We start from the raw sequence: 26,615 nt of genomic DNA, 5'->3' as shown, positions 1-26,615 counted from the left end.
CGACGCCTCGATGACCGTGAGGAGGGGCCTTCTGTGGGGCAGGTGCTGCGGCAGCCACTGACGCGCGCACAGCGCGCCCTGTGGGCTGCCCAGCAGGCAACTCCTCTGTGTCCCATCAACATTGCACTGTGTATCGAACTCACAGGCAACCTGGATGCAGAGCTGCTGCGGGCGGTCACGCTCGGAGTGGCACGGCAAACCGGGATAGCGTTCACCCGCTTCGAACAGACCGAGCGTGGCATCGAGCAGGTCATCGACCGTGGCCTCAGCGACCACATCATGATGAAAGACCTGCGTTCCGAACCCGATCCGGACGCGGCCGGCCACCAGTGGATGCGCGACGACTACACGCGCCCACTCGACGTCTTCCACGACAGACTCATGGCGTCCGCAATACTGCGCGTGGCAGACGACCGGTGGCTGTACTACATGCGCGGCCACCACCTGACGTTCGACGGGGCAGGCGCATTCCGTTCGCTGCAACTCATCGTCGCCGCCTACAACGAACGTTCGGAGGACGGTTCCCTCAACCTCCCACCGGAATCGGACCTGTCCGGGTTGGCGCAAACCGATGTCGACTACCGCGAATCGCCGCGGTTCGAGAAAGACCGGGCGTACTGGGCCGAGCAACTTGACGGCATCGGTCCGCCGATCAGTCTTGCGCACCGCACCGGACAACCCGATCCATCACCACGTCGTCACTCCGCAGTACTTCCACCCGACACCGCAGCATTGCTCGCCCAAGCCGAGACCGAACTTCGCACAACGATGCCGGTGATCATCGCGGTGGCGGTGTCGGGGTACCTCGCCCGGATCTCCGGCCAGGAAGATGTGAGTCTGAGCCTGCCCGTCGCCGCGCGGACAACTGCGTTGCTGCGCAAGACCTTCAGCACGGTGTCCAACGTCGTCCCCGTTCGCACGGGTATCGGAAGCCGCTGCACCGTACGGGCGGCGATCACCTCCACCCAGGCAGCGATGATGGGTGCGCTGCGGCACCAACGCTTCCGGTTCGAGGACATGGCCGAGGCCATGCCTCGCGACTCCGCGGTGCTGCCCAACCGGCAGTTCACCGGGCCGCTGCTGAACCTCATGCTCACCGTCGACAAGATCAATTTCGGCGATGTGGCCGGGTCGCTACACGTGCTGTCCACCAGCGCGGTCGATGACCTCGCCGTCAACCTCTACCGCACCGGCAATCCCTCTGCATCGGACGAACTGCGGTTCGACCTGGAGGCCAACCCGAATCGCTACTCCTCAGAAGAACTGGAAGGCCACCACCGTCGGCTCCTCCGGTTCATCCGCGAGGTCGCGATCACTGCCATCGACGACCCCGCAAGATCTTTCGCGGACATCGCGCTGGACTCAGATGACGAGTTATCGCGCCTGACAATCACTTCAACGCCGACTGTTGCCGGCCAGCCGCTCCCTGAACTGCTCGATGCTGCAGCGGCTCAGTACGGCGAGCGCCCCGCGCTCCACGCGGGTTGGGCGCACTGGACCTACCGGGTGCTTGCCGAACGATCACGCCGACTCGCCAACCGTCTCAAAGATGGTGGCGCTGCCCCGGGTACAACCGTTGCGATCGCAACCGGCCGGGGGCTCGACCAGGTGCTGGCCTTCTGGGCGGCGGCCCGCACCGGCGCCACCGTGCTGCAGATCGACCCGGCGCACCCGGCCTCCCGTATCAATGGGCAACTCGCCCAATCGAACCCGGTGAAGATCCTGACGTCGCGCGGGGGAGTAACGCCAGGCGACACAACCCAGTGGTGGGACCTGAGCGACGTCGACCTCACCGACACCCCAGACACTCCGATCGAGCTCCCGCGCCCACTGACGCTCGACGACATCGCCTACGTCGTCTACACATCTGGTTCCACCGGCGCACCGAAGGGCGTCGAGGTCACCCACCGGGGGCTCGCTGCTCTGATGGCGCACCAGCGAGCGCTCGGAATTGACGAGAACGCGCGGGTCTCCGGGCTCGCGTCTCCGGCATTCGACGCGTCGATCTTCGAGATGCTGCTGGCCGCATCGGGTGGCGCAGCGCTTTGCCCAGCACCCCCGAACGTGGTCGGGGGCCAGGAACTGGCCGAGTTCCTCACCGGCGCATCGATCACACATTCGGTGATCACCCCGAGCGTTCTTGCCACGGTCGACCCGGCGGGGCTCCCTGCCGACGTCTGCTCCACCCTCATGCTCGCCGGAGAGGCGTGCCCACCAGACCTCGTCCGGCGATGGGGGAGCGACCGGACGGTCCTGAACCTCTACGGTCCCGCAGAAGCAACCATCATGGCGACGGCGAGCGCACCGTTGCGGCCCCTCGACGAACCGCCGGCAATCGGGACCGCGATCACCGACGCGACCTGCTACGTCCTCGACGACCAGCTGAGGCCCGTCCCGTCCGACGTGATCGGCGACCTCTACTTGGCAGGTCCAGGACTCGCATCAGGGTACGCGGGCCAATCTGACCTCACCGCAATCGCTTTCGTCGCCAACCCCTGGGGAACTGCCGGACAGCGGATGTACCGCACCGGCGACCGCGTTCGGCGGGACTCGACCTCAGGCCGGCTGCACTACGCGGGACGCAGCGACGACCAGGTGCAGATCCGGGGCGTCAGGATCGAACCGGGTGAGATCGCGATGGCTGCCGAGACGCATCCCGACGTGCACCAGGCGGTAGCCGTTGTCGTCGGCTCGGGTGACACCGAGGCGCTGGCGTTGTACGTCTCCTCGCACGTAGACGATCGTCGTCTCGCCACCCGCATCCGCAAGCACCTGAGTAGGCGTCTGCCGACGGCGATGTGGCCGGCCCACGTTGTCGTGATGAGAGCGCTGCCGGTGACTCCCTCTGGCAAACTCGACCGGGAAGCGTTGCCTCACCCGTCAACTGTCAACCAGCGCCCCCACCGGGCTGCACTGACCCCGGCCGAGCAACTTGTTGCACAAGTGATTTCGCAAACGGTCGGCATCGACGAACCGTCCATGTACGACGACCTGCTCGCACTGGGCGGCTCGTCGCTCGACGCCACCCGGATCTCAGCCCGCATCGGTGCGGCGACAGGAAACGCGATCGGCGTTCGCGAAGTCCTCGAAGCCGGTGACCTGGCCGAATTGGCGTTGTTGGTGGAGCAATTCGTGAAGACGGCTGCGCCCACAGACGCACATCGCCCCCGTCCGCCACGGCCACCCGCGTCATCGGGACAGATGTCGATGATCCTGGCCGACCGCCTCGACCCGGGGTCCACCGCGAACCACCTCGAAGCCGATGTCGAGCTGAAAGGTGCGCTGCATCGCGATGCGCTGATGGCGGCCATCGCAGACGTCATAGATCGTCACGAAGCGCTGCGCACCATCATCCGTCTCGAGCCCGACGGCACTGCCTGGCAGGACGTCGTCACCGTTCGAGAAGTTCTCGCCGACAACGGTTTCGAGACCGACGACGCCACGAGCGATGTGAGCGTCTCCGAGCAACTGATCGACCCCACATCACGGCCGCCACTGCTGCTGGAGCTCTCGCGCATCGGTGTTGACCACCACCGCTTGGCTGTCCGCTCCCACCACGCTGCGGTGGACGGGTGGTCACTGGGCGTCCTGGTCGATGATCTGGCGACGGCCTATCAATCGCGTGTCGACGGCCACGCTCCGTCGTGGGCCCCGGCTACGCAGTACATCGATGCCACTGTCGCGACGAGTGGTGACGAAACCAGGCGTTCGGCAGAGCAATTGGAACGATGGACCCGCCGACTGGCCGACCTGCCGGCTCGTCCTGAATTACCGATCGACCGGCCGGCCGTGGGCGATCGGCATGTTCCGGCGCCTGCTGCGGTGGAGAGACGAACGCTCGGCACGCAGATCACCGCAGCGCTGCACGATGCGGCCACCGAGCGAGGGATCAGCACCTTCGCCTGGCTCCACGCCACGCTTGCGGTGACGTTGGCGCGGTTCACCGGTTCGAACGACTTGGTGGTGGTGGTGCCGCAGGCAGGTCGGAGTCGACCGGAACTCGACACCGCCGTCGGGATGTACGTGAACCCCGTGGCGATACGTTCCACCCTCGGCCCCACAACATCGTTCGAGCAGATTCTCGAGCAATCCGCAGACGGTTTGGCGTTCGCGCTGGGTAACGCCGATGTCCCGTTCGCCGATGTGGCCGCCGCGGTCGGACCGCAGCGCGACATCACCACGGCGCCGCTGTCCGACGTGTTGCTCACCTATCAGAACCAGCCGGTCGGCAGATGGGACGTCGACGGCCTCCAGATCGAGTTCCATCCCAAAGACCCTCGACACGCCCGTATTCCGCTGCAGTGGATCGTCGACGACACCGCGGATGGCCTCCGGGTGGAGTTGACCTACCGCAGTGATCTCTTCAGTGGCGACATCGCGGCTGCGATGTGTCACTCGTACGTCACAGCGCTTGCCCAATCACTCGTGCGCCCTCAGTCGACCAGTGGGGAACTGGTTCCAGGGGAGCATCACTCGCTCGAAGCGCCAACTTCGCGTACCCGCGCGTCGCTCGTCCAGCAGGTACTCGCCGCAGCGGATCGAGATCCGCAAGCTCCGGCATTGGTTTTCGGCGATCAGGTCCTGACCTACAACCAGCTGATCGGACGAGCCGAGCAGGTGGCAGGCGGGCTCCGAACGGCCGGCGTCCGTCGCGGCGACCTGGTCGGCGTCGCGCTACCCCGCCATCCGGACGCGCTGATCGCCCAATTGGCTGCCATGTTTGCCGGCGCTGCCTATGTGCCGATCGATCCGGAGTATCCGCAGCAGCGCGTCGCGGCGATCATCGAAGACGCCAAACCGGCCACCGTACTAGTTGATTCGCGAACTCGGCGCAGTATCCCCGGCGACGTGAACATCTTCGATGTAGACCAAAGCCGGGAAGCCAATGACCACAACCCCATTGCTCACACACCGGACGTCGACGGTGACGACCTCGCCTACGTCATCTTCACCTCAGGATCTACCGGCCGTCCCAAGGGCGTGGCCGTCACCCACGCGAACGTGGCTGCCTTGCTCGACGCCGCCCGAACCAGCTACGACTTCGGCCCCGGCGACGTGTTCAGCTGCACCCACTCCACTGCGTTCGACGTCTCCGTATTCGAGATCTTCGCTGCATGGACAACCGGCGCCCGCGTTGTGCTGGCCGACCAGGAAACCGTGCGCGACCCCCAGGCGCTGTGGCCCTTCCTGCGCACACACGGGGTGACCATCCTGTCGCAGACGCCTTCGGCGTTCTATCCGCTTGCTGCAGTGGCAGTTCGAGACACCGACCCAGGTGCCCTTCGAGCTGTCGTCTTCGCCGGTGAGGCGTTGCACCCGTCCCGTCTGATGAGCTGGCACAGCGCATTTGGCCGGGACGTGCTGCTGTCCAACATGTACGGCATCACCGAGACCACGGTGCACCTGACAATCGAAGAGACCGACCCCACAGACCATCGGTCATTGATCGGCGACCCGCTTCGTGACACCACACTTCAGATTCTCGACCGCTGGCTGCAGCCGGTTCCGAACGGAGTATGGGGCGAGTTGTACGCGTGCGGACCCCAGGTCACTCGCGGATACGTGGGGCGGCCCGGTCTGACTGCCGAACGGTTCGTCGCCTGCCCGGCACAGTCGGGTGGCGGAAGGATGTACCGCAGCGGTGACATCGTGCGACGCACCGTGGACGGCAAGCTCGAATACCGGGGTCGGTCGGACCGCCAGGTGCAGGTGCGCGGATTCCGCGTCGAGCCAGGCGATGTCGTCGACGCGCTCCAGACCTTGCCCGCCGTGGCCGAAGCGGAAGTGGTCATCCGCAACAGTGACACCGCGGTCGGCAGCGAAATCCTCGCGTATGTTCGCCTTCGAACTGACCTCGCCGGCCAGGTGCCGAACGAGGGTGAACTGCGTGACGCGGCGCGCACCGTCCTACCCGGATACCTCGTCCCCTCGCGGATTGTCGTGGTCGACACCTGGCCGCTGAACGCCTCGGGGAAGAGAGATCTCCGCGCACTGCCAACCCTCGAGGCGCGAGGTGCGGTCGCCGCCGAAGGCAACGCGGTGCTGCCCGTGGCAGAGGTGATCGCCGAGGTCCTGGGAGTGCCGCCGACCAGTTTGAGTCCGGAGGCCGGCCTCTTCGACGTCGGTGCGAACTCGTTGTCGGCCATGCATATCGCGCTCCTGCTGACCGAACGCACCGGCCGCGACGTCAGTGTGCGGATGGTGGCCGAGGCGCCGTCCATCGCAGACCTGCAAGTGTCCGTCGACGCAGCACGTCCGCGCGCTACACCCGCCGCCGAGGTGACGATCGGGTCTGCCGCACCGCCCGCCACCGCTCAGCAACGGGCGCTGTGGGCACTGAGTCGGATCGATGAAGGTAGCGCTGTCTACCACCTGCCCGCCGTCCTCGATCTACCATCCGAGGCATCGCCACGCACCGTCATCGACGCGTTGACCGATGTGGTTGCGCGACACGAAGTCCTGCGCACGGTGCTGGCCGACAACGACGGGTTACCGCAGCCTGGTCTGGTGCCGCTGGATCAGGTTCGCACTCGACTTGCTGCCCTGGCCCAACCTCGCCCACTGCCAGAATCGCACGCGGCTGCCAACATTCATGCCGAGGCGCTACGGCCGTTCGACCTTGCAACCGAATTGCCCTGGCGCGCGGAACTGTTCGCGGCAGGCGGTGGCGGAGGTCTTCGGCTGCTGCTGGTGGGACATCACGTGGCCGTCGACGGATGGTCGATGACCGTGCTCGCCGAGGACTTCGCGACGGCTGTGCGGGCTCGCCTGGCAGGGGTTGCGCCGGAATGGCAGGCACCGGCGGCCCAGTACCGTGATCACGCCTGGCGCATGGCCAAGGAGTTGGGTACACCCCCACGCTCCACCGAGCATCGGAGTCGGCTTCTCGAGCACTGGTCGTACGTGCTCGACGGTGCCCCGATCCATCTGCAACTACCGTTCGAGTCGAAGACCGCAACCGTGCCTCCCGGTCCAGAACCCGCCGACTACCTGGACGTCCCGGTGCCGGCGGAGATTCGGGACGCGTTGCAACGCATTGCTGCCGCGGAGAGTGCAAGCGTCTTCCACGTGTTGCACGCCGCCCTGGCCGCGACGATCGGTCTGTTCACCGGGACCGACGACATCGTGATCGGGACCCCCACAGCCGGGCGCACCCGGGAGATGATGACCGCGGTCGGCATGTTCGTCCAGACCGTGGTGCTCCGAAGTCGAGCGGACCCGGGAATGACTGTCCGCGAGTCCATTTCACAGAGCCGCGACGTGGTCACACAAGCTCTCGCGCACTCGGAGGTCTCGTTCGAAGAGGTCAAAGAACGCCTGGCGCCACCGCGGACCCTCGATTCGGATGCCTATCTCGACGTCATGGTCGCCTACCAGCCGGCGCCGGTCTCCGACAGCGACATCTCGTTGACGCCGATACGCGTCGGCCAGGCGCGAGTTCCACTCGAGTTCACCATCACCGACCACGGTGATGGCAACCCGATGCATCTCACGCTGAGTTACGGACTGTGGCATGTGCGGCCCGCGATGGCAGCGCAGTTCGCTGACACTTTTGTCCAGACCGTGCAGGCCCTTTCCGAGACGGTGGATCCAGGCGTCACCACGATGCATGCGCTGACCCGCCCCGACGACCAGCACATGCCCGTCGCGTCACCGAGGCCACGGGTCGATGGTGCACACGAGTACACCGATGTGGTGGAACGCATCATCGATCGAGCACGCGAGACGCCCGAATCGATTGCGCTGGTCGATGTCACAGGCAACCTCACCTATTCCGGTCTCATCAACCAGGCGGCCGCCATAGCGGATGAACTGAGGTCGCGTGGTGTGCAGCGCGGCGACCTCGTCGCCGTGATCGCCGACCGGCGGGCCGACACGGTGTCAGCCATGCTCGGCATCCTGTTTGTCGGCGGGGGCTACGTCCCCGTCGATCCGACGTACCCGGCCGAGCGGATCAAAACCATCATCGCCGATGCCAGGCCGACCGCAATCATCGGTGCCGGCGGGGTACTGGGCCGGATCGACACCGAGATGCCGGCCGTTCTCGACCCTGCAACGCTGGACTTGGCGGCGCGTCGAAGTGCTGATGAGATAGACCGCGTCACAGCCGCATCCGGTGATATCGCATACGTGATCTACACATCTGGATCCACTGGGAAACCCAAAGGCGTGATGGTCACCCGGTCGAACATGGCCACACTCCTGAGCACCGCCCAATCAGAGATCGGGGCGAGTGCCGACGACGTCTGGACCTGGTTCCACTCGGCCGCCTTCGACTTCTCTGTATGGGAGATCTTCGGAGCGTTGACTTCTGGCGGCAGAGTGGTGGTGGTGGATCACGACACCGCTCGGGATCCCCACGACCTGGTGGGTTTGCTGACACGCCACGAAGTCACCATCCTGAATCAGACACCGACGGCCTTCTCGCGACTGGTGCAGCTACCGGGCGACGACCTGCCTGAGTCATTGCGCCTGGTGCTCTTCGGTGGCGAAGCGCTTGACCCCAAGGCGTTGTCGCACTGGCATTCCCGGCGTCCCGGGGTGCGCTTGGTCAACATGTACGGCATCACCGAGACCACGGTGCACCTCTCCGTCACGGACGTCGATACCTCCGATTCGCGCAGTCTCATCGGAGTGGCGCTGCCGAGCGCGGGCCTCGTGGTACTCGACCGATACCTCCGGCCTCAGCCGATCGGTGCCACCGGAGAGTTGTATGCCACCGGGCCCCAGGTGACCGCCGGCTACCTCGGCCGGCCAGACCTCACCGCCACCCGATTTGTTCCCTCACCGTGGGGGCCGCCCGGAAGCCGGATGTACCGAACCGGCGATCTGGCCCGGTGGGTCGACGGCGGTCGACTCGAATACCTCGGTCGCGGCGACCAGCAACTGAAGATTCGCGGTCACCGCATCGAACCGGGCGAGATCGCGGCAGTGCTACGGGCCCAGCCCGGAGTCAGCGACGCCAAAGTGCTGCTGCGCGACACCGATCGCCAGGGCGACGAGATGTTGATCGGATACGTCATCGCCGACGAGTCGATGCCGAGTCCGGACCCCACGTCGCTGCGCTCAGCCTGCGCCGCCGCGTTGCCGGCACATCTGGTTCCCGCCCAAATCCAGGTCGTCGCCGACTGGCCGCTCACATCCACCGGGAAACTCGACGCCGCAAGACTCCCGGCAATCTCCGCGCCGGTCGCATCGCGGGCACTCGAGGGATCCGAGATCGTGGTCGCCGCGGCGGTCGCCGATGTGCTCGGGTTGTCAGCCGACGAACTGGGTCCCGACACCAACTTCTTCGAACAGGGCGGCAATTCGCTGTCGGCGGCGCGACTCGCCTCGCACGTCGCAGCGCTCACAGGCGCTGACCTGGCCGTGCGGTCGGTGTTCGATTTCCCCACCGTCGGTTTGCTCGCGGCGTACATCGACAGCGGCGTCGACGTTTCCGGCAGCAATCGACTCCCGATGACCGCACCGGCCGCTCATCCACGTCCATCGCGACTGGAGCTCACGCCGCAGCAGCAGGCACTGTGGCTCCACTGGCAGGTGGACCCGGCACGTACCGATTACAACCTGAGCGCGCTCATCCCTGTCGGAGACATGCCCGTCAACGAGTTGTCCGCGCTCATCGCAACACTCGTCGACCGACACGAGAGCTTGCGCACGAGCTTTCCCGCCGATGCCGGCGGCCCGTATCAAGAACTCCGCGACAGCGGCACGGTCGACATCGACGTGACCGCTCATGTGGTCGCCGATCCCGAATCTGCGCTCGAGATGCTCAACGGCCCGTTCGATCTGACCAGCGAACTCCCGTGGCGAGTAGCGCTGTTCGAATCGCCGACGCACGGTAGGCAACTCGCGGTGGTTGTCCACCACATCGCGGTGGACGGGGAGTCGGTCCGAATCCTGCACAAGGAGCTCGCAGCGTTGACAGGCGGCGAGTCCCTACCGAGTGGGGCGCTCGACTACGGGGACTACACGGCCTGGTCTTCCGACGTTCTGAGCCACAACGGCGAGATACTGCAACGGTTCTGGGAGCGGGTGTTCGCCGAACCAGTGGCCGCGCCGACACTACCCGGCCTGCGCCCGCCAGCCCGCGAATCCCGACCGGGCCCGACGATCGAAGTCCAGCTCGACCCCGAGCAGCACCAGCGGCTTCGTGAGCAGGCGGCGGCACACAACACTTCGACATTCATGACCGTGCATGCTGCCTTGGCCGTCTTGCTGGCACGCCTGGGCGATGACCCCGATGTGATCATCGGAACCGTTGTCTCCGGACGCGACGCGACAGAGTTCGCGGGTACCGTCGGGATGCTGGCCCGAACCGTGCTGCTGCGCAACAACATCGACATCAACAGACCGTTCTCGGCAACCCTGCGCGAGGTCACTCGGGCAGATCTGGACAGCTTCGCGCACTCTGCGTACCCTGCCAACCTGGTCGCCGGGCTCGCCGATCCGGATCATCGACGGGGCACGCGACCGGTGGTCGACGTGTTCCTCGCCGACCTGGGGCGCGCGGTGACCGACGGGGCACTCACGGACGGGCCCCACCGAGACCCCCGCGGAGACCGAGCCCTGCGACTGCCGTCGCGGTTCGGCCTCGACCTGATGATGGAGGAACGTGGCGGTGCCCTCGTCGTGCGGCTCGCCTTCGACTCGGCGCGCATCGACCAGCCCGACGCCGAATTGTTCCTCACCCGACTGATCGCCTTGCTGCAAGACGTGGTCACCGACCCGGCGCGGCCGCCTGCAGACCACCTCGGCGCAGCGCCCGGCGACCTCGATGTCGTACCCGAGTTCGACGTGTGGGAACCATTGCCGGATCTGCTACGCCGAGGGACGGTCTCGAGCCCGGCGGCGATGGCGGTCGAGGACGGCTCGTGGATGCTGACCTACCGCGACCTCGACGTGGTGAGCACCCAGGTCGCACGAACGCTGATCGGCAGAGGCATCGGTCCGGGAGACGTGGTGGCGATCTGTGCTCACAGATCCGCGTGGTCGATCATCGCGACATGGGCAACAGCCAAGACCGGCGCCGCGTTCGTCACCCTCGGTGTCGATGACCCGGATACCCGTCGACGTCGCATGGTGGACCAAACCGGAGCAGTGGCAGGTCTTTACGCACCCGGCGATGGTCCCGACGTCCCCGGGGTCGACTGGCTGTCACTCGCCGACCTCGTCGCGGGCCAGCCTGCCGAGCATGCCCGCGTCACATCTGCCTTCACCGCCGATGAGCGGACTCGACCCATCCGCACCAATGATGTTGCCTACGTGATCTTCACGTCGGGATCGACCGGCGAACCCAAGGGCGTCAGCGTCACCCAGCAGGGGATCGCTCCGCTGGTGAACGCCGTCATCGAGCACGTGGGTCTGACCGCGGCCGGCCGAGTGCTGCACAACTACTCCACATCGTTCGATGCCCACCTCGTCGAGTTGCTGCCTGCGTTCGCCGTCGGCGCCACGGTGGTCGTGTGCCCACCGGCCGTGATCGGCGGACGCGAGCTGACGGCGTTGCTCAACGACGCCGCGATCACCCACTTCTTCTCCACACCCGCCGTGATGGCAACGGTTGAACCTGCGATGGTCGACACGGTGCAGGTGGTTGCCACCGGCGGGGAATCGCTGCCGAATGCAGTTGCGCAGCAATGGGTGTCGGGGCGCAGAGTCGTAAACTTCTACGGTCCCACCGAGGCCACGATCGTGGCGACGGCCAACCGGGCAGTGGAACCGCGGGGACCGATTCCCATCGGCAGAGCCACGGGGCCGGCAGCCACCTACGTACTCGACCGCAGACTTCGTCCGGTGCCGCAGGGCGTGATAGGCGAGTTGTACCTGGCCGGAACCGGGTTGGCCCGCGGTTACACCCGAGCCGCCGGAATGACCGCAGGACGGTTCGTGGCAGACCCGTTCGGAGACCCCGGCACGCGCATGTATCGCACCGGTGACCTGGTGCACCGCACGGCATCGGGCGATCTGGTGGTCCACGGTCGCGCCGACGAGCAGATCAAGGTGCGCGGCATCCGGCTAGAACCCGCCGAGATCGACGCGGCACTGATGTCGCTGCGGGGTGTCGAGCGGGCCGCGACCGGTGTGTACAACCAAGGGCCAGAGGCTGTTCTGGCGTCCTGGATCATCGCCGACCCCGATCAGCCATGCGATCCGGACCGGATTCGAGATCAGCTGCGGAGCATTCTGCCGCCGACCCACATACCCACCCACATCACCGTTGTCGACCATTTCCCGGTCACTCCGAGTGGGAAACTGGACCGGCGGGCGCTTCCCGCGCCGGCGCCGACACACCACCAGCTCGAAGCTCCGCGCACCGACACCGAGATAGTGGTGGCGGAGGGTTGGGCAGACGTTCTCGGGCTGCCGCCGGCAGAAGTCGGGCGGCACAGCGAATTCTTCGACAGCGGAGGCACGTCCCTGTCCGCCAGCCGAATCGCCGGCCGGTTACGGCAACAGACCCATCGCGACGTCACCGTCCGCCACATACTCGACGCACGCACAGTGGCCGCCCTCGCTGCCGTCATCGATGGACTACCTTCCTCTGTGCTGGGTGACGTGGCGCCGCGATCCCTACCGCTGCCGGCCGAGCTGGAGTTGGCGTATCCGCAGCAGCGGTTGTGGGTTCTCAACCGGATCGATCCGCAGTCGACGGCGTATCTGGTGCCCTTGGTACTGCGACTGCGCGGAGGAGTCGACGTCGATCGACTGTCGGATGCCATCGTCGAGGTGCAACGCCGACACGCCACCCTCCGCACGGTGTACCCGCAGACCCCGCGTGGACCACGGCAACAGATCGGTGGGCTCGACTCTGCGAAGGCCCCCTCCGTCACCCGGGTGGATGACAACGACGTCAGCGGCCCGATCGCCGAACTGCTCACCGCCCCGTTTGATCTGAACTCCGAACCCGGCTTCCGCAGCGCAGTGGTGGTCGCCGGAACCGACACCTGGCTGGTGCTCGCGATGCATCACGTGGCCACCGATGGGTGGTCGATGCGGACCATCCTCGCCGATCTGGTCGGTTCCTATGCCGGAAGCCCCGCTCCGGCAGCAGAACTGACATACTCCGACTTCACCCAGTGGCAGGCGCAACGCCTGGGAGACCCGTCCGACCTCGGCAGCCGGTATGCCCAGCAGCTCGCATTCTGGCGGCAAACCCTCGCGGGTGTCGATGCGCCCTACCGCGTTCCAGGTCTCGTCGACAACGCATCGGCCACCGGCGGCGCCGTCAACGCCACGCTCGGGCCAGACACTCTCGAAGCGCTGAACGACCTCGGGCATGCCGAGTCCGCCACGCTCTTCCACCTTGCGCACGTCGCCTTGACCGCTTTGCTGGCGCAGCACGGAGCCACCCGCGATCTCGTGATCGGCACACCTGTACTGGGCCGAGATGACCCTGCCTGGGAGCGGGTGGTGGGAATGTTCGTGAACACCATCGCGCTTCGCACGCCGGTCGACGTGAGCCGCCCGATCCGGGCCGAGTTGCGAACCGTGCGCGACGCAGACCTGGCCGCCCAGTCGAATGCCGATGTGCCGTACGACGCCGTGGTGCGGGCGGTGACTTCGGTGCGCGACGCCGGCAGGGATCCACTTATCTCGGTACTGCTCGTGCACCAGGAGGCACTCGGTGAGGTGTCGTCCGGCCACGTCGACCTGCCGGGCGTCGACATCGAGATCGTCTCGGACGCATCCGAATACGTCGCGGCGAAGTTCGACCTCGAGATGGTGCTCGCCTCGGCACCCGGCGGCGGGCTCGCGCTGACGTTGGTGCACGGTGCCGCCGTTCCCGAACGCGTCGCCGAGGCATTGCTCGAGGACTATCTGGAACTGTTGCGCGCCATGGTCTCGGCTCCGGACGATCCGTTCCCGTCGCTGAGTCGTCGCTTTGAACCCGCTGTGGCAGCGCTGACCTCGGAGCCGACGCCACTTGCGCCCACCACCTTCATCGAACAACCGTCGGGGCCATCGGAGCTCGAACCCGTCGTGGCTGCAGCCTTTTCCCAAGTCCTGGGCCTCGGCATCAACGACGTGGGCCGCGACAACAGCTTCTTCGACCTCGGCGGCAGTTCACTGTCGGCCACTCAGGTGGTGGCCATCATCGCCGACGAGACCGGGACGGCGGTTCCGGTGCGGCACCTGTTCACCGCCCCGTCGGTGGCCGCGCTGGCCGCGCTGCTCAGTAGCTCAGGCGAACGTGCCGCCGCAGCACTGCCTCCACTGACGGGTCCCGGTGCACCACCGGATCTCGGGCCGGTGCCGTTGTCGCCGGCGCAGCAGCGACTGTGGCTGGTACAGCGCATGATTCCCGAGCGACCGCTGTATGCCGTCCCCGTTGTCGTCGCGGTCCCCGCGGGAGCTACCCACGACGATGTGGTCGACGCCTGGCAGCAGGTTGTCGGTCGGCATGCTCCCCTGCGAACGATTTATCCCGACAACGGCGGCGCCCCCGAACAGCGTGTTGTCGATCAACCGGCCGATGTCGTCGATCTGGGGGAGCGCGACCTCGCGGAGGTCATCGGGGACCTTCTCGCCGAGCCGTTTGACCTCGAACGTGCCGTTCCGGTTCGCAGCGCACTCGTCGGAACCAACGGGCACCGGTTCGTGGTGGTGGTTGCCCACCACATCGCGATGGACGGGCAGTCGGTACAGGTGCTGCGCCGCGATCTCGAGAGTGCGCTGGCCGGTACCGAATTGCCGCCGCTGCCGGTGTCATACCCCCAGGTGGCGCGCTGGCAGCACGTGGCGAACAATCTCATGCGCAGCGAGATGCTCGACTTCTGGGCCCAAGCGCTGCGCGGGTACCCGGGAGTCCTCGAACTCCCCGACTGCGGACCGCGCGACGCGCAGCGATCACTGAGCACGTCGACCGTGGCAGTCCCGGTGCCGTCGAGCACCGTGGATGCGGTGACCCGCACGGCACAACGACTCGGTGTCAGTGACTTCCACGTGTATCACGCGGCCCTCGCGCTGACGTTGTCGATCGCGTGCGGCACCGACGATGTCGCCGTCGGAACCCCGGTGTCGCTGCGGCGCCACGCCGAGACGACCGACATGGTGGGAATGTTCGTGTCCACCGTCGCCTTGCGAACCGTGCTGCGGCCGGGGCTGACCACCGATGACCTCATCCATCTCGTCCGCGACACCGACCTGGCCGCCATGGACAACGCGCTGCTCCCGTTCGATGAGGTGGTGGCCCAACAGGATCCGATCCGCGAGATGGGCCGGCACCCCGTCGTGCAGGTGACCCTCTCGGTGAACGACGAGCCGGGCGGGCATGTGGCCGACGAACTGAGCCCCGACTCGGAGTTCGACCTGCAGCTCACGGTCGGGCGGGGAACAGCGCTGTTCACCCACGCCAACTCGCTGTACGACAAACGCGCCATCGAAACCCTCGCCTTGCGTTGGCAGCTCGCCTTGAGGCTCGTGGTCTCCGAGTACTCGGTCTCGCTGGAGACGGCCGACCTGCGCACCGAGGAAGAGCGATCGGAGAGGTCATCCCTCACCTCGGTCGGGGCGCCGATGACCCTCACCCAGATGCTCGAGCGATCGGTTCGGGAACGTCCGACGGCGGTCGCCGCGGACGACGGCGAGACGGCGCTGACGTACACACAACTGGACCAATGGTCGTCGGTACTGGCATCCGAACTCGTCTCAGCAGGAGTCCTACCGGGTGATCGGGTGGCAATGATGTTGCCGCGCAGCCTGGAATCGGTCGCCGCGTTCTGGGCCATCGCCCGTATCGCCGCCGTGTACGTACCCATCGACCCCCGGTACCCGGCCGAACGGATCGATCGGATGATCGCGACGAGTGGGGCTCAGGTCGCCGTTGCCCATCCGTCGGCGCCGCGCCACTGTGCTGTACAACTGTCGGTACCCGAGGCTGTGCAGCTGTCGGTACCCGAGCCACCGACGGCTGAACCAGAACTCGGCCGGCCGACACCGGGGTGGATTCATGCGGCGCCCGAGGCTGCTGCCTATCTACTGTTCACGTCGGGCACCACAGGGCTTCCCAACGGAGTTGTCGTCTCACATCTCGGCCTACGGAACTTGTTGGAACCCAAGGTCTTCGTCTCCCAGCCCGGTGCGCGCGTGGCGCACGTCGCCAGCCCGAGCTTCGACGCATCCATTTTGGAGATGGTGTGGGCGTTTGGATCGGGAAACACACTGGCAGTGGTACCCGCTGACGACGTCACCGGCCGGACACTCACCGACCACCTCCGGTCGCTCGCAGTGACCCAGACCTTCCTCACGCCATCGGTTCTGTCGACCGTCGACGAGTCCGCGTTGCCGGATCTGCGCACGGTGTTCGTCGGCGGCGAAACGTGCCCGCCCGAACTCGTCCGCCGTTGGAGTCGCGGCCGGATGATGGTGAACCTCTACGGTCCCACCGAGACAACGGTTTTGGGTACATCACATTCACCGATGCGTCCGGAAAGTGCCGCCACCATCGGCGCCGCGGTGCCGGGGTTGCAGGCCAAGGTGCTCGACGGGCACCTGCGACCGACACCCGACGGGGCAGTGGGCGAGCTGTACTTCACCGGGCCGGCCCTGGCAATGGGCTACCAGGGCAACACGCCCTTGACGGCATCCCGTTTCGTGGCAACAGCCGACGGTGGGCGGATGTATCGCACCGGCGACCTCGTCCGCCGCCATCAAAGTGGTGACTTGGAATATCTGGGCCGTGCCGACCGACAGGTCAAGATACGTGGCCAGCGGATCGAGCCGGCCGAAGTGGACGCAGCGTTGACCGCGGCCGGCGTGCGTACGGCGATGACGGTGCTCCGGAACGGTCCTACAGGTCCGGTGCTGGTGTCGTATGTGGTGGGCAGCCCGGATGATGCGTCGTCGACATCCGGCCTCCTCAATCTCCTGATGGAGCGTCTGCCGCACCATCTGGTCCCCGCCGCCATCGTTCCCGTTGCCGAATTGCCCCGTACCCCTGTCGGGAAGCTGGACACCGCCGCGTTGCCGGAGCCGACCTGGACGGTGTCGGGTGGCGCGCCGCGTACGCCCACCGAGACCGCGGTGGTCGAGGTGTTCCGCGAAGTACTGGGCAACAACGACATCGGGGTATACGACGACTTCTTCACGGTCGGAGGCAACTCGCTGCTGCTCACCGCCGCTGCCGCCGCACTGACCCGGCGACTCGAGCGTCCCGTCCCCGTCGCAGTTCTCTTTGCACACACCACGCCGGTGGCACTCTCCGGCGCCCTCGACAAGTACGAGGATCTCGCGGCAGAACTCGGGTCGGTGGTTCAGTTGTCCCCCGCGCACCGGGCGGGCACCCCGCTCTGGTGTATTCATCCTGTCAGCGGGCTGGTGAACGACTACCGTCCACTCGGCCGTGACCTGCCCACTCCGGTCTTCGGACTGCAGATGCCCGGTTTGGACGACGTCTCGGCGCCGCATCTCACCACCATCGAAGCGATGGCGGCTGCTCACGTGGACACCCTCAAGCGTAGGCAGCCCAACGGACCCTACCGATTGCTCGGCTGGTCACTCGGAGCCGTTCTCGCACACGAGATGACCAAACAGCTCACCGCGGCAGGTGATTCGGTGGATCTGCTAGTACTGCTCGATCCGCGCATGGAGCCCGATATGCAGCCCGCGGCGGGAATGGACGAGACCCTGGAGCGGTCGTTGCGGGCCATCGACGCAGCCCGATTCGAGCAGTACCGCATTCGGTGCGAAGAGGCGATTGCCGCAGCGGCCGCCTACGAACCGGATGTCGCGGCGCCGCGATCGGCGATCATCGTTGCAGCGCAGGACAATCCGCATCCCGATCACTGGCGGTCGTTGATCGACGGGCGGGTGACCGTGGAGAACATCGCGGTCGCCCACCACGCAATGGGCGCCGAAGACGCCATGTCCGTCGTCGCGCAGCTGACGAATGCAGCAATCAGCGACCTCGACGACAACCACGAGAACATCAGGAGCACACCTTGACCCACGCGGTGACCGACCAGCCAGAACCGAGACGCCGGCCGCGCCGGCTGCGGTGGTGGATCCTGGCGGTGCTGGGCGTGCTGGTGGTGCTCGTCGTGGTGGGCCTGTATCTCGCATACCTGGCGTTCAGTGCCAAGGGCTCGCTCGAATCAGCCCGTGGTCACGCGTCGTCGGCGCAGCGGGCGTTCCTCGCCGGTGACACCGACAAGGCGGTGCGTGAGGCCAACGCCGCAGTTGTCCAGGCCGCGGCCGCCAACGGGGACACCCACAACCCGGTCTGGTCTGCGGTCGCGGTGGTGCCGTGGCTGGGTGATCCGTTGCAGTCGGTACGGGACCTGACCGAGTCCGTCGAGGGTCTGTCCAAGGACGTCCTGGTGCCCACGGCCGAACTGGCCGATGTCATCAACCCGAACAATCTGCGCACCGAGGACAACACCATCAACACCGTCGCGCTCGCCCAGGTGCAGCCAGAACTCGGCACGATCGCCACGCGCGCCGAGGAACTCGAGGCGGACGTCGCCGCAACCGACGGTAGCTGGCTGGGCGTCGTCTCCGATGCGCAAACCGAACTACACGATCAGCTCACCGAATCGGCCCGCTTCATCCGCGGCACCGACACCGCGGCGCAGCTGCTGCCACCCATGCTCGGCGCGGGCGGCCAACGCAATTACTTCTTCGGTTTCCAGACACCTGCGGAGTCGCGGGCGACGGGCGGGCTTCTCGGCGCGTACGGAGTGGTGAGCGCCGAGAACGGCCGGGTGAACGTGGACAATCTGGGCGCCAACAACACCATTCGGCCGCCGGCAGACCCCGTCGATCTCGGCGAGGAGTTCGACTTCAACTACGGCTACAACCGCCCGTACACCGACGTCCGCAACAGCAACATCAGTGCGCACTTCCCGTTTGCGGCTCAGATCTGGATGTCGATGTGGGAGCAGCAGTCCGGTACCCGACTCGACGGGGCGGTCGCAATGGATCCGGTTGCGTTGAGCTACCTGCTCAAGGCCACCGGCCCGATCAAGCTGGCCGGCGGTGAAACCATCACCGGCGACAACGTCACCGAGATCACGTTGTCGACGTCGTACAAGCAATTCGGTGGCGACAACCCTGCGCGCAAGGCGTACCTGCAAGAGATCGCCCGAAAGGCCGTGTCGTCGCTGACTGCGCTGCGCGGCAACACCGGAAAGGTGCTCGAGGCGCTGGGTCGTGGGGTGCACGAACGACGGATCATGGTGTACAGCGCCGATGAAGGCGAGCAGAAGCTCTTGGCCGCAGCAGGGTTGACGCATGAAGTCGCCGAAACCGAGGCACCCTATGCCGAGGTGGTGGTCGGCAACCTTGCGGGCAACAAGATCGACTACTTCCTGCAGCGGTCGATCACCTATCGCGCGGACAAGTGCGAGGGGGATCGGCGCAAGGCCGTGGTGGAGGTTGAACTGACCAACACCGTCGAAGACATGAGTCTGCCGCCCTACGTGATCGGCAGCCTCGGCAATCCGCAGCTGCAGCTGCCCAACGGAACGAACTTCGCGTCGGTCACCCTTTATGCCACGTCCGGTGCGAACCTCGAATCGGTGACGGTGGACGGAGATCCGATGCTGTACTCGTCGGGAACCGAGCGGGGCCACCCCTTTGTCACGGGCCAGGTGAAGATCCCCGCAGGCAAGACGGTGGTCCTCAAGTACGAGCTCGATGAGCCTGCCTCCTCGGGTACACCGCAGGTACCGGTACAGCCACTCGTCGACGAGCCCCAGATCACGGTCGACGTACCGGCGTGCAAGGAGTGAAGGACAACAACATCGCCGCTTCGCCCGATCGATCAGGTGCGCATGGCGACAACGCGATCGAGATCCGCGATCTGCAGATGCGTTACCGGGGTGTGCACGCGTTGAAGTCGATCGACCTCGACGTTCCCGCAGGGACCGTGATGGGTGTTCTCGGACCCAACGGTGCCGGTAAGACAACCACCGTCCGGATCATCGGAACACTGCTGCGTCCGACGGCAGGCAGCGTGCGCATTAACGGCATCGACGCGCTGGCGAATCCACACGAGGTACGGAGTCTGATCGGGCTCTCAGGACAGTTCGCCGCGGTCGACGACAACCTCACGGGTATCGAGAATCTGACGATGGTGGCCCGCCTGTCCGGGCTGGGCCGACGGGCATCGAAGGCCAGAACACACGAGTTGCTCGAGCAGTTCGGAATCGCCGAGGCCGGAAAACGTCGAGTGGGAACGTATTCCGGTGGGATGCGTCGACGAATCGACCTGGCCGGCGCCATCATCATCCGACCGCCTTTGTTGTTGCTGGACGAGCCGACGGCGAGCCTGGATCCGATCAGCCGTGCCGAATTGTGGTCGGAGGTGCGGACTCTGGTCAGTGAGGGGACAACGGTGCTCCTGACCACCCAGTACCTCGAGGAGGCCGACCAACTCGCGGACGCGGTCACCGTCATCGTCGGTGGGGAAGTGGTGGCCCGCGGTACTCCCGGAGAACTCAAGGCGACCGTGGGAACGGCGCAGGTCCGACTGCAGTTGGCCGATCCCGCTGATGCTGTCCGGGCGGTCGGCATCGTCGCCCAGATCCCGGGTATGTCCGAGGTCGGTGCCGATGGGCCCGCCGTGACGTTCTCCACGGTGGAACCCAGCAGGCACCTGGCACGCGCGGTGGCGGACCTCGCTCAGGCCGGCGTCGAGATCGTCGACGCGACAACAAGCGCACCGACCCTCGACGATGTCTTCCTCGCTCTGGCGCGGAGCTCGAAGTGAGCCGTCCCGTCACCGCACCTCGCGGTCGCACCATCGCCACGTTCCTGGTGGATTGCGAGGTACTCGCAATCCGCAACCTGCGCACCATCTCGCGCAACTGGCAGATGCTGCTGGGTGTTGTCCTGCAGCCGCTGATGTTTGTCCTGCTGTTCTCGTATGTGTTCGGTGAGGCCCTCGGCGGTGACCGTTATCGCGAGTTCCTCATCGGCGGAATCATGACGCAGACGGTTGCTTTCAATGCCGGCTTCACCGCGCTCGGACTGGCCACCGACATCAAGACCGGGATGATCGACCGATTCCGGGCATTGCCGATGTCACGCGTGGCCATCGTGGTCGGCCGCACTGTCTCCGACCTCACGGTCAACATCGTCGGTCTCATCGTCATGTCGTTGGCGGGGCTGGCCATCGGATGGCGAATCGACACCGGTTTTCTCGATGCCCTCGCCGGCTACGCGATCGCGCTGCTGTTCGGATTCGCCATGTCCTGGATGGGGGCGGTGGGCGGTTTGGTCGCCGGGTCGGCAGAAGCCGCCCAGAGCCTGTTGCTCACCATCCTGTTCCCGCTGACGTTCATCTCGTCGGCGTTCATCCCGTCGACCACGCTGCCCGGGCCTCTGCGGGTGATCGCCAACTGGAATCCTGTGACGTCGGTGGCGGGAAGTCTGCGCGAGTGCTTCGGCAATCCGGTGTCGGTCAATCCGCTGTTGCCCGAGCCGGTGACCTGGGCGTCCGAGAATCCGCAGTGGTATTCGATCCTCGCTTCCGCGGTGATCTTGCTGGTCGCCGTCCCACTCGCCGCTACCGTATTGAGACGTGTCTGAGCCGCAAGGTTGACCTTTATTTACGCGTTTTCTCAGCCTTTGTCTTCACACTGGCTGAATGATCGCATTCTGGATAACCCTCGCCGTGCTGGTGTGGCTGATCGTCGCAGTGGTGCTTGCGTTCATATTCGGCGGCGCCGTCCGACTCCGTGAACAGCGGGCGGACATCCACGCTTCCCGATCACACAGCACCTACTCGCACCCCTGGGCGTCCTGACGGCCGGTCGTTTCGGGCGTGCCGTCTGCACACCGGGCGCCGTGACGATCGTCTGGCTCGCGCCCAGAATTCCGCCCGTCCCCGGTTCTCGCAAGTTTGGCGAGACCAATGCTGTGGCACCAACATTGGGCAGGTGTCAAAGAAATCTCGCGGCCTCAGAGAGTCCATAATTTCCCGGTATGTGGGACGGCGACCTTTGCTATCGCGGATTGCTCACCCTTGCCAATGTGAGTTTGATCACAAGGCCCTTGTCTCGGCAGTGAGGTATTCCCCATCTGGCTCGGGAAATGAGTGAAGCAGGTTACTGCGGGGTAGGAATGGAGCTCAAACCGGGCACTTCCCGCTCCAATCTGAACGTTAAGATCATCTTTGATATGTGCAATGTCCCAGGTCGTCGCCTTGCGCCGCGGTCCAATGAACCGCATGCTCGCTTCTGTTGCATAACAGGCGCTCACTACAGCGTGGAGGCGGGATGTTCGAGGCCAAGAGAAATGACGGTGATTCACTCACCGTTGATTTCACATCGGTTGTGGACTCTCTGGGCACCGGAGTGCTTGTCATCTCCGCACAGGGAGAATTGCAGGCCGCGAATGCGAGCGCGAGGCGCATATTCGAACTCGATATCCGCAGCGACGGAAGCCCTGGAAACGCAAACGATCATTTCCCTCTCATCGACGCCGATGGCCGCGAGCTCGCGCCCGAAGATCACCCGGACAAAATCGTTGCGCGCACCGGGCGTGCGGTAGCCGGCATGGTCGTCGGCTTCGACCGCACCGACGGTCAGCGGGTGTGGGTGACGTGCAATGTGGGCCTGGTGAACCCGGCCGACCCGGCCAACTCGGCGATCGCTGCGTCGTTCACAGACGTCACCGCACAGCACGTGGGCCGCGCGATGCTCCAATACGCGGCCGACCACGACATGATGACCGAGCTGCCGAACCGTGCATGCGTGATGCGCCGACTGAACGAAGTGGTCGCGAACTCCCAGCGGTGCGAACCGGCCGAGTCGACAGTCGTGATGTTCATCGATCTCGACAGCCTCAAACAGGTGAACGATTCGCTGGGTCACGGCGGCGGCGACGTTGCACTGGTGACTGCGGCAAACCGCCTGCGCGGGATCCTGAACGAATACGGCATAGTCGGACGATTCGGCGGTGACGAGTTTGTTGCCGTCCTGTCAGGTATCTCCGGAGCGGACAGAATCGCTGTGCTGTCGAAGCGTGTTCACGACTCGCTTGTGGAACCTGTGATCATCCAGGGTCGCCTCCTTCGTATCCGCGCGAGCGTCGGCATCGTGGAGGTCACCCCGAGTGACATGCGCAGTGCCGAAGAAGTGATTCGCGCAGCAGACACCGCGATGTACGAAGCGAAGTCGGCGGGTGGCGGCCACAGCGTTGTCCACGGGCGCGACTCTTCTCAGCGCTTGCAGCTTTCGAAGGCCTGAGCTGATCGGTTCAGCGCGACAGTAATTCGTTCCCCGCGGGGCGTTCGCGGATACCTTTACCGGTCACGAGGCGCTTCGTCGCCGAGAGTGCCCGCCAGACCGTTCGGACCGGCGCCGGCACCGGTGTTCGCAGAATTGCGTGCTTGCGGACGAAAACCGGCACTTCCCACGTGGTCTGAGAACCGGCGGGGAACAGGGCGGCGCTGTTGGGGCCGAGTCGGACCCGGTCACCGTCCGCGCCGGTCACGATCACCTCGCCCTCGATGATGTGCACCAGTTCATCGCACCCGAACGTCCACCGAAACGTGCCTGCGGTGCAACTCCATACCGCCATGGTGGTGAGGCCGTCAGACGATGTCACCCATTCGCTCGATTGCGCTACGGGCGCACCGTCGATGATCCAATCGGGATCGATCGGTGCGTCCGCGAGGACAACTCCGTCGAGATCGACGCTCTGAAAAGTGGTCATGCCCATTGCCCCCGTTCACGATCCGGTTCCACGGATCACCGCCCCAACAGTCAGGATGAGTATCCGGATGTCCAGCCACACCGACCAGTTCTCGATGTAGAAGTTGTCGTACATCGCCCTGTCGTCGATGCTCGTATCGCCACGCAGGCCGTGGATGGCGGCCCAGCCGGTCAACCCGGCCTTCATGCGATGGCGGTCCCGGTACGACGGCACCGAGTCCTCGAACTGTTGCACGAAGTGTGGCCGCTCGGGTCGTGGACCGACCAGGGACATGTCTCCCTTGACGACGTTCCACAGCTGCGGGAGCTCGTCGATCGACGTCTTGCGGATGATCTTTCCGACTGTGCTCACCCGTGACGAACGCTGAGCGTTCCAGCTGGTGTCCGAGTCGGCCGGTGGCGCCGGCCGCATCGACCGGAACTTGTACAGCGTGAACTGAGCGCCGTTGCGGCCGATGCGGTGCTGGCGAAACACGATGGGCGCGTGCCGGTCGGAGGCCTTCACGGCCAGCGCGGTGACAACGAGCAACGGGCTCAGCAGCAACAGGGCCGATGCGGACACCGCCACATCGAAGACCCGCTTGAGAGGCCAGTACCATGTGCGCGCCATGTTGCGGCGAACGCAGGTCAGCGGAATCGTGTGAATTCGGTCCATATCCGTACTGAGATGCACGAACTCGAACAGTCGCGGAACGATGAAGATCTCGCAATCCAACCCGTCGCATTCACGAAGCGGGGACACCAGCGAGGAATCGGGGGCGTTGCGAAATGCGACGATGACCGTCTCGATCTGGTGCTGCTCGACAAATGTGCGAATGGGGATGTCCGAGACAACGGGAACCCCAAAGGTTGTCGGTCCCGCCATCGGGTCACTGCCGATGATCGCGATCGGTTCGACACCGAGCTCGGGGTAGTCGACCACACTTTCCAAGATCTTGGACGCGACGATGCCCCCGCCGATGATGACGGTGCGACTGCGCGCATGGGCGTTGCGCCGCCGTCGTCTGCGCTGAACCGCGAAGTAGAACAGCCGGACGACGAGAAGTACGCCGACCATTGCAACGGCGTGGACGAACAATTCGCCGACATGCGTGTCGCGCTCGAACACGACCGCCGAACTGAAAGCCGCGATGATGCAGGCGGCCACGAGCCCGGGCGCCTCACTCAGCGAGGACAGGTTGAAGCGGGGGCGATACTTGCCTGCCAATTCGAGAACCACCACAAAGATGGCGGCATCTATGAGTGTGGACGAGATGGGGCGCACCAACAGAAGATCCGTGATCACGATTGCGACCACGTCGAGCATGACCAGACTGACGTCGATCCGCTGCCGAGGTTTGAACCGATAGCGGCGTCGTGGCAACTCGGCTGTCAATTCACCCCTCTGGATCTGCGGACGCGGCGTCTTCTGCGGCGACATGGCCTCACTTGGTCTCGTTGCACTGCACGTTTGACGATCGATAGCGGCGGACCGCGTCCCTCTTCCAGGATGCTATACGCCGACCAGCACAGTTGCTGATTCAGCTCAGATCGAATGCCGCGTCATAGCGCCGAAATACGGCGTCACGCGAATAGGTCGATTCGAAATGGGCTCGGGCGGCCTGGGACACCTCGTTGTTGTATCGGGTGGAGGTGAGGCCCACCATCACGTCGGCGAATTCCGCGGGCTCGTCGGCGAGGAGGACACCGTGGGAAGCTCCACTCGTAATTCCCTCGGCCCCAAGTTCGGTCGAAACAACAGGTACCCCCCGCCCGAGCGCCTCGATCACCTTCAGCTTGATACCCGAACCGAACCTCAGCGGATTGACGGTGGCGGCAGCCCGTCCGAAGAGTTCGCCGAGATCGGGGACAAAGCCTTCTAGCGAGACGCTTTGCGAGAATCGTTCCGCCGCTTCACGCAGTTCCCTGGACGGCTCTCGACCCAGTACCCGCAGCCTCGCCCCGGGGACCCGTGCGAGCACCAACGGCCATACGGACGTCAGAAAAGAACGCAGCCCGTCGTCGTTGTGTGGGAGCGAGAGCAGCCCGAGAAAGATGAACTCCGGTGCGCCACCGTATTCGCGACGGTGTGTTCCCGGCTCGGCGATCAACGGCGGAATGGATTGCACCTTCATCTCGTCGACACCGGCTCGCCGGATGAGGTGTTCTGCCTCGCGCTGATTGACCAGGAGGCTGCGCGGGAACAAGCGTGCCGCTCGGTCCTCGCTCTTTCGCACCAGTCTGCGTTCGGCACGCATCAAACCGCGCTGCGTGTGCCTCTCGTCGGCAAGTGGACGCAACGCGCGCGGTACGTGGGCGGCGAAGTTACCGAGCGGACTGATCCGGACATCCGGATACCGTCTCGCGGCGTCGAGCATCGCCCGGTACCGCTCGGAGAAGAGGTCGTCGAGGTAGCAGATCTGTCGTCGCGTGCGCTCGCTGCCTGCATATTGGGCCAGGCGGACTGTGTCAAAGATCTCTACTTCGGCATCTAGTTTTTGCAATGTGCGATCGATTTCGACTGCGACCGAAGCTGATCGGAGCAGTGCTTCCTGCAGGCTCGAACGGCCGGTGGTAACACGGGTCAGAACATTTCCCAGTGCCGCGGCAGTTGCCGGTTTGGAAAGTGGATGCAGCCGCACCGGGAAGTCCTGGGGTCCGACGCCGTCGCCGATCAAGACGTAGTGGACGTTCTCTGCACCTAGACGATCGCGGTAATAGTCGATGATCCCGGCCAGAACCACCTTCTTACCTGCATCGACCGGATAGGGATGCACCGCGCTGACAAGTGCAACCGTTTTCGGCATCTGACCTCCGTCGCAGGGAAACAACCGGGTACTCGGACGATCGGGCGGCGTTTGCCGAGTCGCCGATGAAGTGTCCGAGCCTGGCCTGTATGCGAGCGTAGCGGTCTGGTGCGGACAACGCGTCACGGTGTGGACGTTGCCCGGCCGGGCGAAAATCCCGCTCAGC

The 26,615-nt window shown here is 65.3% G+C and carries 9 protein-coding genes; 6 read left to right on the top strand and 3 right to left on the bottom strand.

Features of this window, described 5'->3' with window-relative positions; translation table 11 throughout:
- Window positions 1-33: 33 nt before the first annotated feature.
- The 6 genes from WIMU1_RS17855 (at window position 34) to WIMU1_RS17835 (ending at window position 23,195) form a co-directional block, all read left to right on the top strand.
- On the top strand, window positions 34-17,946 hold the full coding sequence (locus WIMU1_RS17855) for a non-ribosomal peptide synthetase (protein ID WP_062799128.1): 17,913 nt from the start codon (window positions 34-36) through the stop codon (window positions 17,944-17,946).
- On the top strand, window positions 17,943-19,733 hold the full coding sequence (locus WIMU1_RS17850) for a DUF4012 domain-containing protein (RefSeq protein WP_245968925.1): 1,791 nt from the start codon (window positions 17,943-17,945) through the stop codon (window positions 19,731-19,733). The genes WIMU1_RS17855 and WIMU1_RS17850 overlap by 4 nt, the downstream gene beginning before the upstream one ends.
- Entirely contained in the window at window positions 19,721-20,713 is a 993-nt protein-coding gene (locus tag WIMU1_RS17845) for an ATP-binding cassette domain-containing protein (RefSeq protein ID WP_245968927.1), read from the top strand. The genes WIMU1_RS17850 and WIMU1_RS17845 overlap by 13 nt, the downstream gene beginning before the upstream one ends.
- Complete coding sequence (locus tag WIMU1_RS17840; RefSeq protein ID WP_062799126.1) at window positions 20,710-21,534, top strand: ABC transporter permease; 825 nt, start codon at window positions 20,710-20,712, stop codon at window positions 21,532-21,534. Before WIMU1_RS17845 ends, WIMU1_RS17840 begins: the two co-directional genes overlap by 4 nt.
- Before the next feature lie 58 nt (window positions 21,535-21,592).
- Complete coding sequence (locus tag WIMU1_RS26430) at window positions 21,593-21,751, top strand: hypothetical protein (protein ID WP_169805152.1); 159 nt, start codon at window positions 21,593-21,595, stop codon at window positions 21,749-21,751.
- A 472-nt stretch (window positions 21,752-22,223) separates the two neighbouring features.
- On the top strand, window positions 22,224-23,195 hold the full coding sequence (locus tag WIMU1_RS17835; protein ID WP_062799124.1) for a GGDEF domain-containing protein: 972 nt from the start codon (window positions 22,224-22,226) through the stop codon (window positions 23,193-23,195).
- Between the two features lie 10 nt (window positions 23,196-23,205).
- Here the strand turns inward: WIMU1_RS17835 and WIMU1_RS17830 are convergent, their stop codons facing one another.
- The 3 genes from WIMU1_RS17830 to WIMU1_RS17820 form a co-directional block, all read right to left on the bottom strand.
- Window positions 23,206-23,664, bottom strand: coding sequence for a cupin domain-containing protein (locus WIMU1_RS17830; protein ID WP_211339016.1), 459 nt, complete (start codon window positions 23,662-23,664; stop codon window positions 23,206-23,208).
- Window positions 23,665-23,679: 15 nt separating this feature from the next.
- On the bottom strand, window positions 23,680-25,083 hold the full coding sequence (locus tag WIMU1_RS17825) for a sugar transferase (RefSeq protein WP_084248350.1): 1,404 nt from the start codon (window positions 25,081-25,083) through the stop codon (window positions 23,680-23,682).
- A 100-nt stretch (window positions 25,084-25,183) separates the two neighbouring features.
- Complete coding sequence (locus WIMU1_RS17820; protein ID WP_062799122.1) at window positions 25,184-26,449, bottom strand: glycosyltransferase; 1,266 nt, start codon at window positions 26,447-26,449, stop codon at window positions 25,184-25,186.
- Between the last annotated feature and the right edge of the window lie 166 nt (window positions 26,450-26,615).

The sequence above is a fragment of the Williamsia muralis NBRC 105860 genome (genome assembly GCF_001598915.1).
Classification (GTDB): domain Bacteria; phylum Actinomycetota; class Actinomycetes; order Mycobacteriales; family Mycobacteriaceae; genus Williamsia; species Williamsia muralis.
Note: the sequence above shows the minus strand (reverse complement) of the source record. Positions and strands in the feature narration are given on the sequence as shown.